Source organism: Mesorhizobium sp. USDA 4413, from assembly GCF_056280365.1.
In genome coordinates this window covers 5,869,653-5,883,315 of sequence record NZ_JBVPRP010000001.1, presented here as the reverse complement: position 1 = coordinate 5,883,315, position 13,663 = coordinate 5,869,653, and the positions used below count along the sequence as shown (strand labels likewise).

Below are 13,663 nucleotides of genomic sequence, written 5' to 3'. Positions count from 1 at the left end.
AGATGACCGATATCGCCGCGACCGCCGCCCCATCGACTGAAACCGCGACACTGCCGGCGAGGCTGGCGAAGGGCTTCGTCAACCGGCTCGTCATCATCATCCCCTATCTCTGGCTGCTGTTCTTCTTCCTCATTCCCTTCATCATCGTGTTCAAGATTTCGCTGTCGCAGACGGCGATCTCGATGCCGCCCTATACGCCGGTGCTCGACTTCAAGGACGGCGTCGCGGGATTCCTCGCCGGCTTCCGCGAGCTCAACTTCGACAACTACACCTGGGTCACCCAGGATGCGCTCTACTTCAACGCCTATGTGACGAGCCTGATCATCGCGGCGATATCGACGATACTCACGCTGATCGTCGGTTATCCGATCGCCTATGGCATGGCCCGCGCGCCGGCCACGATCCGCCCGACCTTGCTGATGCTGGTGATCCTGCCCTTCTGGACCTCGTTCCTGATCCGCGTCTATGCCTGGATCGGCATTCTGAAGCCCGAGGGCCTGCTCAATCAGGTCCTGCTCGCCACGGGCTTGATCAGCCAGCCGCTGGTCATCCTCAACACCTACACCGCGATCTTCATCGGCATCGTCTATTCCTACCTGCCCTTCATGGTGCTGCCGCTCTATTCCTCGCTGGAGAAGATGGATTATTCGCTGATCGAAGCCGCGCAGGACCTCGGCTGCCCGCCGACCGGCGCCTTCTGGAAGATCACATTCCCGCTGTCGCTGCCCGGCGTCGTCGCCGGTTGCCTTTTGGTGTTCATTCCGGCGGTGGGCGAGTTCGTCATTCCCGACCTTCTCGGCGGCTCGCAGACGCTGATGATCGGCAAGACGCTCTGGAACGAGTTCTTCTCAAATCGCGACTGGCCGGTGTCGTCGGCCGTGGCCGTAATCCTGCTCCTGGTGCTGACAATACCGATCATGTTCTTCCAGCAGGCGCAGGCAAAGGCACAGGAGCAGGGCAGATGAACTCGACCTGGAGCCGCTTCAACATCACCTCGATCGTGCTGGGCTTTGCCTTTCTCTATTTGCCGATCGTGCTTCTGATCGTCTTTTCCTTCAACGAATCCAAGCTCGTCACCGTCTGGGGCGGCTTCTCGACCAAATGGTACGTGTCGCTGTTCCACAACCAGGGCCTGATGGATGCCACCTGGGTGACGGCGCGCGTCGGCGTCATCTCGGCAACGGTCGCGACCGTGCTCGGCACGCTCGCCGCCATCACGCTGACCCGCTACACACGCTTCAGGGGGCGGGTGCTTTTCTCGGGCATGGTGTTCGCGCCGCTTGTCATGCCGGAAGTCATCACCGGCCTCTCGCTGCTTTTGCTCTTCGTCGCCGTCGGACTCGACCGCGGCTTCTTCACGGTGACGCTCGCCCACATCACCTTCACCATGTGCTTCGTCGCCGTCGTCGTGCAGTCGCGGCTGGTCTCCTTCGACCGCTCGCTTGAGGAGGCGGCGATGGATCTCGGCGCGCCGCCGGTGAAGACTTTCTTCCAGATCACCTTGCCGGTCATCCTGCCGGCGATCATCTCCGGTTGGATGCTGGCTTTCACGCTCTCGCTGGACGATTTGGTCATCGCGAGCTTCACCTCGGGTCCCGGCGCGACCACGCTGCCGATGAAGATCTACAGCCAGGTGCGCCTCGGCGTGACCCCGGAAATTAACGCTGCCTGCACGATCCTGATCGCGGTGGTGGCGATCGGCGTCATCATCGCCTCGATCGCCAACAAGCGCCGCGAGATCCAACGCCAGCTCGACGAGCAGGCCGCGCAGCGCGGTTGAGTGATGAGCGGGGCGCGGACAGTTTGCGCCCCGCCTTACTGGCCTGAAACGCCGGGAGCGATCGGCGAGATGAACGGCGCGCTCCAGTTGCCGCCGACGAAGAACAGCGACTGGTTCGGCGGCGGCGGAGGCGGGCTGGCCGCCTGACCGTTGGCTTGCTGGGGCTGCTGCGCCGGTTGTCCGTTGGGCACCACGCCGCCCGAGAGCGCCAGCCCGCGTCCGACATAGGAGGCAATGCCCGACAGCCAGATCTTGTATTTCTGGGCATTGATCTCGGCCTTGTCCAGGCGCGCCACGCCCTTCGAAATGCTTGCCTTGATCTCGGCGCCGTCGATCGGCAGCGAACCGTTGGCGACGTCGTCGAGCGCGAAGAAACCCCCTTGCCGGTTGCGCTTGAGGAAGGCCGGCAGATCGAGCCCGTTGAGCGTGCCCGGCCCGAACGTCGCCGAGAACGATCCGTCGGCATTCTCGAAGATGGAATTCCAGGCCTTGCCCGGCCCCTTGAGGATCACCGATACCGTGCCGGTGCCGGCCGGCACCAGCCGCGTCATTCCCGCCGCCGTGGCAAAGGCACCCGTATCCACATCCGACGCCAGGAGCCGCATCTCGACCTGCGTGCCTTCCGGCTTGCGGTCGAAGCGCAGGCTGCTCTGGATGTTGCCGTTGAAGGCCGACGCGTCGGATATGTCGAAGACGGCAAGGCCGTTCTTGACCTGCGCGGTTGCCGCGACGTCGGCAAGCTGCACCGGTCCCGCGTTGGCATGCGCCGCCGAGAGCCTGAGGTCGAGGTTGATGCGGTCGGCGAAGCTGGTGTCGATGTCGCCGAGGCCGGCCTCGCCGGTGGGCGCGACAGGTGTGAAAGCCGACAGGAAGGATCTCAGATCCAGCGTATCGAAGGCGAGCGTGCCGGCAATCACCGGGCGCCCTTCGGCAAAGGAGAAATCCAGCGCTCCCATGCCGGGATTGTTGTTGAGCGTGACCGTTGTGTTCTCGAACTTCGCGCGCCCCGCCGAGGCGTTCACCTTGCTGCTGACCGAGACGGCGCCGATCGCAGCGCCCGGCGCGATGCCGGCCTGCGACCACTCCAGCACGCGCCGCAACGACGGTGCTGAGAACTTTGCCTGGCCGTCCAGATAGGCATTGTCCGACATCGAGGCCGTTCCGTCGAAGGAGAATGTCGCGGGCGCCGCCTTGAAGGAAAGGGTGACGGGAGCTGCCCCTCCCGCAAACAGCACCAGCGGTTTCGCGGAGGAGAAATCGAGCTGGACGCTCTCGCCGCGCCAGATTCCGGTCGCGGTCAGCGATGCATCGCTGTTCATCGCTTCCCAGTTGACCTGGCCGTTCAGGCTGCTCAGGATTTCAGTGTCCTTGCCGTCGATCGAAGTCACCACGCGGCCATCGCGGAATTCGACGGTGCCGAACGGATCGGAAGGCAATCTGCCGAGATCCGGCTTCTGTGGGTTGGCGCTGACCACGCCGCGGGCGGTATCGATCGAGCGCGTGATGCGCCCGCCGGTCGGAAGCGGCGGCAGATAGAAGCCGCTCGCCGTGCGCTGAACCCTGATCGTCGGGCGCACCAGCCTTGCGGTCGAGAAGGCGACGTCGCCCTGCAGGGCGGCCATGGCCGAGAGATCGACTTCGACGCGGTCTGCCTCGACCACCGGCGGCGTTTCGGTCTCGGTCCATTGTGACAGCGTTACGTCGCTGAGGATGGCCCGGAACTTTGGCCACACTTCAATGCGCGGCGAGCCGTCGATTGTGACCCTGAAGCCGCTCCAGGCGCTCAACTCCCAGGCGATGCGGTCGCGCACGATGCGGGTCGAGGCGATCAGCGGTAGCGCAGCGACCGCGAGCGCGATGACGAGCACGGCAACGCCGATCGCCCACACCCCGCGCCGGATCAGAGATGATCGCATTTCGCCCCGTATGCTTTCGTTGCCAATAAATCGCCCGACGGGTGTAACCGAGCGCCGACGCTTTTCAAGTCTTTATGGCCTTGCGATGGCATTTGCGCAGCGGCGACCATGGGTCGCCCGAACAAAATCTTGCTCTGCTGCGCTGCAATATGCATAAGCGGGCTGCACGATCCCGATCCGCAATCGCGCGCCGTTTCTGGGACGATGGCATATGCGACGATGAGCTTAACTGGCTCGAACGCGACGCGCTTTGGGAGGAGCGATCATGGCCGCCGACACACCCTTGTGGACCCCGACGCAGGAGCGCATCGACGCAGCGCCTCTAACCGCGTTCATGAAGGCCGCGGAAGCAAAGGCTGCGCTTTCCTTCTCCGGCTATGCCGAACTCCATCGCTGGTCGATCGACAACCGCGAAGCCTTCTGGAGCTTGGTCTGGGATTTCTGCGGGGTTGTCGGCGACAAGGGCGAGCGCCACCTTATCGACGGCGAGCGGATGCCCGGCGCCAGCTTCTTCCCCGACGCCAGGCTCAATTTCGCCGAGAATCTTTTGCAGAAGGCCGGCGGCGGCGAGGCCATCGTCTTCCGTGGCGAGGACAAGGTCGAGCGCCGGCTCTCCTGGAACGAGCTCCATGCGCTGACCTCGCGGCTGCAGCAGCTCTTCCTGTCGCTCGGCGTCAAGGCCGGCGACCGCATCGCCGCCATGATGCCGAACATGCCCGAGACCATCGCCGCGATGCTGGCGGCAAGCTCGATCGGCGCTGTCTGGTCGTCATGCTCTCCCGATTTCGGCGAGCAGGGCGTGCTCGACCGGTTCGGCCAGATCGAGCCGGTCGTCTTCCTCGCGCCCGACGGCTATTGGTATAACGGCAAGGCGATCGAGGTGGCCGACAAGGTCCGCGCGGTCGCGACGAAGCTTGCCACGCTGCGCAAGGTGCTGATCGTCGACTATCTCGGCACCTCTCAGGACGTGGCCGCCACCGTCGACAAGGCCACCGCGCTCGAAGATGCGCTCTCGCCCTTTGCGGTGAAGACCGTCAGCTTCGAGCGGCTGCCCTTCGCCCATCCGCTCTACATCCTGTTTTCCTCGGGCACGACCGGCATTCCGAAATGCATCGTTCATTCGGCAGGCGGCACACTGATCCAGCACGTCAAGGAGCATCGGCTGCATGCCGGCCTGCTCGAGGGCGATCGCCTGTTCTATTTCACCACCTGCGGCTGGATGATGTGGAACTGGCTGGTCTCGGGCCTCGCTTCGGGCGCGACGCTGCTGCTTTATGACGGCTCGCCCTTCTACCCCGACGGCAATGTGCTGTTCGATTTCGCCGATGCCGAGAAGATGACCTATTTCGGCACCTCGGCCAAGTTCATCGATTCGGTTCGCAAGGCCGGTCTGAAGCCGATCGCGAGCCATGATCTGTCCAGCGTGCGCACCATCTCCTCCACCGGCTCGCCGCTGTCGCCGGAGGATTTCCGCTTCGTCTATGACGGCATCAAGAAGGACGTGCATCTGGCCTCGATCTCGGGCGGCACCGACATCGTCTCCTGTTTCGTGCTCGGCGTGCCGACCGAACCGGTCTGGACGGGCGAGATCCAGGGCCCCGGCCTTGGCCTGGCGGTCGACGTCTGGGACGACGACGGCAAGCCTGTCCGGCAGGAGAAGGGCGAGCTTGTCTGCACCAAGGCCTTCCCGTCGATGCCGATCGGTTTCTGGAACGATCCCGAAGGCAAGAAGTATCACGCCGCCTATTTCGAGCGTTTCGACAATGTCTGGTGCCATGGCGACTTCGCCGAATGGACGGCCCATGGCGGCATGATCATCCATGGCCGTTCGGACGCCACGCTCAATCCGGGCGGGGTGAGGATCGGCACGGCCGAGATCTACAACCAGGTCGAGCAGATGCCGGAAGTCCTCGAGGCGCTCTGCATCGGCCAGGATTTCGACAATGATGTCCGCGTCGTGCTGTTCGTGCGGCTGGCCGCGGGCGTGACGCTGGACGAGGATCTGGAAAAGCTCATCCGCGCCAGGATCCGCACCGGCGCCAGCCCGCGCCACGTGCCGGCCAGGATCGTCGCCGTCACCGACATCCCGCGTACCAAGTCGGGCAAGATCACCGAGCTCGCGGTCCGCGACGTGGTCCACGGCCGCACGGTGAAGAACAAGGAAGCGCTCGCCAATCCCGAGGCGTTGGAGCTGTTCCGCGACCTGCCGCAGCTCGCGAGCTAACGGTTAACAAAGTATGTCCACCGAATTTACCTAGATTTCATGGGTGGTACACATTCGTAAATTTTTTTGGCTGCCGGTAAGGACTTGTTAAGGGACGACCCCGATAGTCGCGTGTAACTTGAGGGAGAAATCCCGTTCCTCGCCCCTGAGGTTCAGCTCAAGCCCCCGTTGTGACAGCATCCCATTTCTCAAGGCGTCCTCCAGGACGCCTTTTTCTTTGGCGGTGGCCCTTCCCGCAGGCTACTCCGCGAGCACGCGCGTCGACGGGAAGGCGACCTCGACCAAGGTTCCTTCGCCAGGCGTCGAGGTGATGGCGAAACGGGCGCGGTTCGCCTCCACCATGGCCTTGGTGAGGGGCAGGCCGAGGCCCGTGCCGTCGCCGCGTCCGCGCTTCAGCGCATTGATCTGCTTGAACGGCTTCAGCGCCTGCTCGATCTCGGCCTGGGTCATGCCGATGCCGGTGTCGCGCACACGCATGACGACATCGCCCGAGGCCTCGTAAGCGGTCGAGACGATCACCTGGCCGCCGGCCTGGGTGTAGCGGATGGCGTTGGACAGGATGTTGAGGGCGATCTGGCGCACGCTTCTCAGGTCCGCCACCACCTCCGGCAGTCGCGAAGCGAAGCTGGAGCGGATGATGACGCGTTCGCGGTTGGCCTGCGGCTGCATCATCGCCACTGTCTCGGCGAGCGTGTCGTTGAGCGACACCGCCTCGTAATCCATCTCCTGCTGGCCGGCCTCGATCTTCGAGATGTCGAGCAGGTCGTTGACCAGGTCGAGCACATGGTTGCCTGAGCGGTTGATGTCGCGCAGGTAGTCGCGATAGCGGTCGTTGGTGATCGGGCCGAATTTCTCGTCCACCATCAGCTCGGAAAAGCCGATGATGGCGTTGAGCGGGGTGCGGATCTCGTGGCTGATGCGGGCCAGGAAATCCGTCTTCTGCGAGGAGGCGCGCTCGGCCACCGCGCGGGCTTGCGTCAGGTCTTCCTCCGCCCGCTTCCATTGCGTGATGTCGCGCACCACGGCGCAGAAGCCGCTGTCGTTGGGCAGCCTGCCGATGGTCATGAACAGCGGAATGAAACGCCCCTGCGCCTCGCGGCCAATGACCTCGCGGCCGTCATTCAACACGCTCGCAACGCCCGGCTCCGAAAGGCCGGCGAGATAGTCACGCGCCGCACGCTGGCTTTCGATGGCAAACAGCGAGGCGAACGGCTTGCCCGCGACCTCGTCGCTTTCGAAACCGAACAGCGCTTCCGCCGGCCGGCTGATCGAGCGGATATTGCCGTCGCGGCCGATCAGCACGACGCCGTCGGTGGCGGTGTCGATGATGGTGCGCATCTCGGCGATGCGTGACTTCAGCTCCGGCACGTCCGGCTGCAGCGCCGGTTCGTCATTGGCGGCGGTGAAATGCGCCGCGTCTTCCTCGCCGGATCGCCGCACCACCAGCATCAGCGCCTTGCCGCCGCGCCACGGCACTGAGCGCAGCAGCGCCTCGATCGGGAATTCCTGGCCCTGGCGGGTCTTGAGCTTCAGCGAGTGGTCGCTTTCGTCCGTCGCGGTGTCTTCGGCATAGGGATCGGCGAAGAGCGCGCCAAGGCCCCCCGCATCCGCGAGGTCGTCCAGCGCATCGTAGCCGGTCAGTTCGAGGAAGGCGTCATTGGCGTAGTGCAGCACGTCGCCCGAATGGATGAGCAGCGGCACCGGCAGCTTGGCGAGGATGGATGTATCGGGCGCCTTGGCCTCTTCTCCGGTCGAAAACGCGGACGGGACAAAACCCGACAGTTTCAGCGGCGGCACGTCGAGGCGCGGCCGCGCCGGCGCCTCTTCCGGCTGTTCTTCCGCCGTGGCGGCATCCGCGTCGGAGCCTGCCCAATCCTCGTTGTCCTGCGCATCGCGGAAATTGTCGGCGGTCATGCTGTCGTCATCGGCCGCCGCATCGAGGCCAGGCCGCCCGGCAGCCGCCTGCTGCGCCGAAAGCTCTTCGGCCGGCTGCGGTTCCGCGGCAGCATGTTCGGCAGACTGCCGGGCATCCTCTGCCTGCTCGGGCTGTGAAACCGGCGCGCCCCCAGTTTCGTCGGCGGATTTCTCGCCATCGGCATAGTTGAGCAGCGAGCCGGAAACGGCCGAGGTCCCGGTCTGGCTAGCGGCCTCCGTCTCGGCGGTGTCATCGATACCGTCGAGCCGCGCCAGGTCTTCCTGATCTTCCGCCTCGGTCTGCGCCTCAGCGGTCTCCGCATCGACCTTTGCGTCATCGGCTTCCGAGGCTTCCGGTGCGGATGCCGGGCTCGCTTCCCGCGTGGAATCGTCGTGCTCGACAGCGTCAGGCGGAAGCGGCTGGTTTGCGTCGGCCCTCGATGCGCTTGTCGGTTGTTTTACCGTCGCCGCATCCTCGCCGCCGGCGGTCGCATCGGGCTGCTTGTCGGCTTCGGCGGCACGTTCCTCGGCAGGCGCGGCGCTGTCCTTGCGCAACCGCTCGCCGATCTCGCGGAAGGCGCTGCGCTCGAGGACCGACAGGCTACGCAGATTTGACGGCGTGTCGGTTCCCGGCTGCTTGTCGTTGGCCGGCTGGCGATGCTCGGCCAGTCTTATCACCTTGTCGGCGAAGCGACGCTCCGGCTTGGGCACGATGGTCAGCGCCGGCACTTCGCCCCGGAATGGGTCCTCGGGCTTTGGCTGTTCCGGCGGCGTCTGCTCCGCCGCCGGCGGTTCGACCGACGGTCCGGTCCCGCCGGAGGAGGTGGCCTCGGTCGGTGCGGCATTCGGCACCAGAACCATGCCGAGCGCTTCGGGATCGACCACGGCGTCGGCCGCGCGCGCGACGCCGAAACCGCGAAACCCTTCGAAAGCGCGGCTGCGGCCATAGACGGGCAGCGCCGCCAGATCGACGGGGATCTTCAGACCGGTTCCCGCCACCGGCGCCGGCCACAGCACCGAGCGCCCGGACCAGGTATCGCGCCGGTCGAGCAGGCCGGCGATTTCGCCCGAGGCGTCGAGGCCGAAAGTGGCGGCGACATCCCTGAAGCGGCGGCCAATCACATCGGCGGCAGGCTGGCCGACGATGTTGGCGAATTCAGGCGACAGCGCGCTGAATCTGCCTTCGGCGTCCGTGCGCCAGACGAAGCGCAGCGGCGGCGCGGAGCGGTCGATGTCGCGGGGCGGGGCCGGCCGGGCTGATGCGGCGGTTTCGCCGGCATCCCGCTCATGGGCTTCGGTCGTAGCGGTCCCTTCCGGCGCGTCCTTCGCCGGCGTCACCGGTCGAGCATGCCCGGCATCCTCGTTGCCGGCATTGAAGTACCAATGGTCGTGCTGGCCGGCGCCGGCATCGCCGGCCCGTTGGCTGGAGTCGGCGGCGTCGGCCTGATGGTCGGCTGTGGGCTGCTGACCGGCCAAGGTCAGGCTGTCGGTGCCGGGTCGTGCATTGCCCTCGGCATCGTCTGGGGCCGGCTCGGCCTCTTCGCCAGCCGCCGCGGCCGGCACCGGCTTGTCCGGGGCGGACTCGGGCTCGACTGCCGGGCTTTCACCTGGCGGCGTAGCGCTAACGGTCTCCGGCGCCGCAACCCGTCGATCGCTGGCCTGATCGCTCTGGTCGGCGGTCGATCGATCTTGTTGGTCGCTGTCCGCACCGTCGAGCTGGCCCTCGTCGATCACGACCAGCAGATGGCGCGTGTCGGTAAGCCGCGCAAAACCGGCCGGGTAGGAGGTAGCGGCGCCAGGCACGAGGCGCTTGACGATGCGCTCGCCGCTGCTTGCCACATCCGCAACCAGGGCAGCCAGGGTTCGCGGCTCGATACCGAGCGCCGCGAAGCCGTCCGACGCTGCCTCGACGTCGCCATGCGCGTCGACGAAGGCGATGAAATGAGCGGGTTCGGTGAAACCGCCTATGGCGCGGCTGGCGATCTCGCCGGCGCTGCGCGAATTGGTCTGCGCCGCCGGCACCGCCAGCAGGATTGCCTTCTCCCCATCAGGCATCGTCACGGCGCTGGCCAGGAAGCCGACGGCGCGGCTCACCATGCCGCTGGCCAGCCTCACCGTGATGGCGCGGTCACTGCCGATCTCCGGAAAACCGCTGGTCGCCATAATCTGGCGCCGGGCGATCAGCGGCAGCTGCGCCGAGGCGCCGATGATGGCTTCGATATCCGGATAACCGAACACCGACGCCCCCGGACCGTTCGCCCAGATCACCTGTTCGAGGTCGGCCGACAGAATGGCCAACGCGTCGCCCGCGGCAAAGCGCTGGCGCACCGCGTCGAGCACGGCGACGTCGAGGAAGGAGTAGTGTTCAGGCGGCATGCGCTGGCCGGCCCTCCGAAGCGGCATTTTCAGTTAACGCTTTGTTAATAAAAGCCCGCGGCCCGGAGGTCCACAAGCCTAGGCTTGCATCGGTCGAAATCTCTGGGCGCTTGGTTAACGACCCTTGCGGCTGACGTGCGGGAAGATTTTTATGGTGCGGTGCAACAAAGATGTTGCAATGCACAAAAAATCCTTTATGTTGCCATCATACATGAACGAGACGGCTTTCTGTCAAAGCCGCTATCCCGAAAAGGTTGGAAAATGTCCAAGACGACTGCCAAGACCGCCGCCGAGACGATCGAAAATGTCGAATTCCCCAGTTTCGACGCCTCCAAGGCCACGGACCAGATCCGCGCCTTCGCCGAGAAGGGCGTCGAGCAGTCGAAGGAAGCCTATGCCAAGCTGAAGAGCGGCGCCGAGGAGACCCAGAAGGTTCTGGAGTCCACCTACGAGACTGCCAGGACTGTTTCCAGCGACGTTTCGCTGAAGGCCATCGCCGCGCTCCGCGCCAATGCCGAGGCCAACTTCTCGCACCTCGAAGCCCTGGTCGGCGCCAAGACCCTTTCGGAAGTCGTCGAGCTGCAGACCGCGTTCCTGCGCAAGCGCGTTGAGATGGCCGTCGAGCAGGCGAAGGAGTTCCAGACCGTCGCCACCAAGGCGGTCGAGGACGTCTCCAAGCCGGTCAAGAGCGCCTTCGAGAAGGCGATGAAGGACGCCAAGGCTGCCTGATTTCGGCGCACAACCCTGCGATGCATCAAAACGTCGCATTTCGTCAGACAAATAGTCGTGCGATAGGGTTGAATAACCAGATACCCGGGGTGGAACCTCCTCCCTCCGTCTCCGGGGTGACCAGCCAGCACCTCCTCCCGCTGGCTCGTAACAGGAAAAGGCCGGCACCTCCTCCCGCCGGCCTTTTCTTTTGCCTTGACGAAAGTGGATGAGGAAACCCGTCCTTTGCCTTATCAAGGCCCTTGAATTAGAATCCGATAGCCCGTATTTGACGCATCGCCGAACGACAGGGCGGATCACGGAGAAAGACGCTTCACCTCGATCCAGCTCAGGCACGCGTGCCGTTGTAGCTCAGTTGGTTAGAGCACCAGATTGTGGATCTGGGGGTCGCTGGTTCGAGCCCAGCCAACGGTACCATCGCTTTTTCCCGTAAGTACCGGCGCTCAACGCCGGCAAATATGTTGCGCTGATCGACCACGTCGCAATCACTCCAAAACGAGAGGAAGTGATCGCTTTTCGGTGCCATACGCTGCGCTGTGCTACACCTTTGCGACATTGAAGGACAGCGACGTCGCAAAAGCCTTGCCGGCCGACGATAACATCTATTCCCTCGACAAAGCGGGTGAAGCAGACAAGGCGCTGGCCGCGGCCAAGGCAGCTCTCAAGGCCAAGACGATCGGCACCCTATCTGCCGGCACGTCGGTGGCATTCGCGGATACATATCTGAAGGGCATTGCCCAGACCAAGCAGTACAAGACGCCTCAGGCCCGTGATCTGGACCTCGTCGCGAACCGCGTCGATGCCGTCATCGGCGCGAAAGACACGTTGCTTGGCGCCGCCAAGAAACTGGCAACGAGAACATGACGATCGCAGGTGCCTGTTTTGCGGCGGCGTCGTCGGGAAGGGCGCCGGCGTCGGCCTTGGCAAGAGCGACCCGGAGTTGAAGGCGTCTCGTCGAAGATCAGAAGCGGCGGCCGGCCGAGAAGCGCTGCGACGATCGGGGCCTTGGCTCGCGTGCCAAGCGAATATTCGGCGATCGGGCGGTCGATCCAGCGCCCGAGCTCGAGCCGCTCCAGGAGATCGCCGCTCGGCAGCTCGTCCGGCGCGCAGCCACGGATCGAGGCGACGAGCTCGATATACTGGCGTCCCGAAAGCGACGCCAGGCACCCTGCCTGCTTCGGCCAGTTGGGTCGCATCCCAGCTCCGGCTCAGGCTCCCCTCGGCCATCAGAACGGCGCGGTTGCGGAGCACCGGGACGGCCTCCACCACATGGGTCGAGGCCGCCCGCTTGCGCAGAGCGCGGTGATGACGCGCTTTCACCTCCCAGGCGGCGACCGGATCGAGGCCGTTCAACGATACGGTTCGCCGAAATCGTTTTCGCGCCACCGCCGGTTTTGCTATCCGCGCTTTTCGACCACGCCGTAGAGCACGTTGCGGTTCTCGCCGAAGAACACCTGCGCCTCGACCGTGTTGCGGTCGACGCTCGCATTGATGATGTTCCACATATCGGCCTCGGATCGCAGCAGCAGCACCCAGTCCATGAACGTTTCGCGGTATCCCGCGTCCGGATTGCCCTCGGCGTAGTTCGCAAACAGGAACGTGCCGCCGGGCTTCAGCATCTGCATGCATGTTTTCGTGAGTTTCGTTGCGACGTTGTGCGCAAGATAGTCGTAAAGGCCGGAGGCATAGATCAGATCGAACTTGCCGAGCTTGTGGCCCCTGGTGAGCACGGTTCTTACCGAGCCGTCGATGGCCTCGACCGCCGTGCCCTGGAATTCGCGCGCGATCAGGCCGACACTTTGCGGATCCTGATCGAGTGCAACCCATCGTTGGAGACGGCCTTCGGCCAGCGCTGCCGAATGATTGGCCTCCCGCAAATGGCCGGCTGCAATCGCCAGCACCTCGGTTTCCGGCCCCTTCTTGGCCGCGGTCTCATCGACATAGCGGGTCAGAAGATCGCGCCGCTCCCGTGCCGCGATGCATGATGGCACGTTCTTAGTATGGCTGTAGAGTGCCTTGCCAATTTCCGAGGCGTTCGCCACGCTGTCGGCCACGTGAGGGTCGCAATAGATGTAGTCGAGCAACTGCGCGTCGCCGGAATAACCCCTGGGCTTCGTGAAAGACCAGCGTGTCAGCGGGTCTTCGAGAAAATATTCCAGGACCGGATGAGCTTGCGCCACCGGTATTAATGCTTGCCAGACATCCGGGCGAAGTCTGGACCTCAGCCCATTGAGGGTTGACAGCAGGCGGCGAACGGTCTCGGCTGGGTTCTTGCCTTGTTCAATCTGCTGGCTGGTCGCGTGCAGGATGAGCGCAAGCTCGGCGCGTGCGGTTTCAAATGCTTCGCCACGAGGCTCTGGTTTTCGATGTAGATTGCCAGCAATCATCTCGGCTGTAATCAGGCTTTTGCCATCAAAGACGGTCCGCACGCGCCGCTCCATGGTTAACAGGCGGTTAACTTATTGCGTAGAATGCCCCCTTTGCCAATGTCGGGCCGAACGCATTTTAGCGATATGATTAATTTCCGGTTAACCATTTAGCATCTTTGGGCGTCTCGCGGCTCGGATTCCGAGTTCCAGTTAATGCAAACTTGTCCTGCGCCGTGCATCTGATGGCGTGGCAACGGTGTCCCAAGGAGTCGGCCCGCGTGAGGGCAGAATCTGGAAAGCAGCTCGCAATGCAAACCCCCTTTCAGCGGGGTTTGTTTTGAACGAGCGCGTCTCC

8 protein-coding genes and 1 tRNA gene are annotated in these 13,663 nt (G+C 64.2%); 6 read left to right on the top strand and 3 right to left on the bottom strand.

The features are described from left to right. Nucleotides 1-2 precede the first annotated feature (2 nt). Both ACVMIM_RS28590 and ACVMIM_RS28585 read left to right on the top strand, forming a co-directional pair. On the top strand, nucleotides 3-965 hold the full coding sequence (locus tag ACVMIM_RS28590; RefSeq protein ID WP_476116010.1) for an ABC transporter permease subunit: 963 nt from the start codon (nucleotides 3-5) through the stop codon (nucleotides 963-965). After that, nucleotides 962-1,780 (top strand): ABC transporter permease, encoded by an 819-nt coding sequence (locus tag ACVMIM_RS28585; protein ID WP_041008830.1) that lies wholly within the window; start codon nucleotides 962-964, stop codon nucleotides 1,778-1,780. The genes ACVMIM_RS28590 and ACVMIM_RS28585 overlap by 4 nt, the downstream gene beginning before the upstream one ends. Before the next feature lie 35 nt (nucleotides 1,781-1,815). On the opposite strand, the gene ACVMIM_RS28580 is transcribed toward ACVMIM_RS28585, so the two are convergent. Further along, entirely contained in the window at nucleotides 1,816-3,696 is a 1,881-nt protein-coding gene (locus ACVMIM_RS28580) for an AsmA family protein (RefSeq protein ID WP_476116008.1), read from the bottom strand. A 265-nt stretch (nucleotides 3,697-3,961) separates the two neighbouring features. On the opposite strand from ACVMIM_RS28580, the gene ACVMIM_RS28575 reads away from it, so the two are divergent. Beyond that, nucleotides 3,962-5,920 carry an acetoacetate--CoA ligase gene (locus ACVMIM_RS28575; RefSeq protein WP_476116006.1) on the top strand — a complete coding sequence of 653 codons (1,959 nt, stop codon included), beginning with the start codon at nucleotides 3,962-3,964 and terminating at the stop codon, nucleotides 5,918-5,920. Between the two features lie 240 nt (nucleotides 5,921-6,160). Here ACVMIM_RS28575 and ACVMIM_RS28570 read toward each other — a convergent pair whose 3' ends face one another. Then, nucleotides 6,161-10,210, bottom strand: coding sequence for a PAS domain S-box protein (locus ACVMIM_RS28570; protein ID WP_476116004.1), 4,050 nt, complete (start codon nucleotides 10,208-10,210; stop codon nucleotides 6,161-6,163). 261 nt (nucleotides 10,211-10,471) lie between these two features. Between ACVMIM_RS28570 and ACVMIM_RS28565 the strand changes: the two genes are divergently transcribed. From ACVMIM_RS28565 to ACVMIM_RS28555, 3 genes are all read left to right on the top strand, one after another. Beyond that, nucleotides 10,472-10,939 carry a phasin gene (locus ACVMIM_RS28565; RefSeq protein ID WP_476116002.1) on the top strand — a complete coding sequence of 156 codons (468 nt, stop codon included), beginning with the start codon at nucleotides 10,472-10,474 and terminating at the stop codon, nucleotides 10,937-10,939. 340 nt (nucleotides 10,940-11,279) lie between these two features. After that, a tRNA-His gene (locus ACVMIM_RS28560) sits at nucleotides 11,280-11,356 on the top strand. A 102-nt stretch (nucleotides 11,357-11,458) separates the two neighbouring features. Next, nucleotides 11,459-11,803, top strand: coding sequence for a hypothetical protein (locus ACVMIM_RS28555; protein WP_476116001.1), 345 nt, complete (start codon nucleotides 11,459-11,461; stop codon nucleotides 11,801-11,803). 533 nt (nucleotides 11,804-12,336) lie between these two features. On the opposite strand, the gene ACVMIM_RS28550 is transcribed toward ACVMIM_RS28555, so the two are convergent. Further along, nucleotides 12,337-13,380, bottom strand: coding sequence for a class I SAM-dependent methyltransferase (locus tag ACVMIM_RS28550; RefSeq protein ID WP_476116000.1), 1,044 nt, complete (start codon nucleotides 13,378-13,380; stop codon nucleotides 12,337-12,339). Nucleotides 13,381-13,663 lie beyond the last annotated feature (283 nt).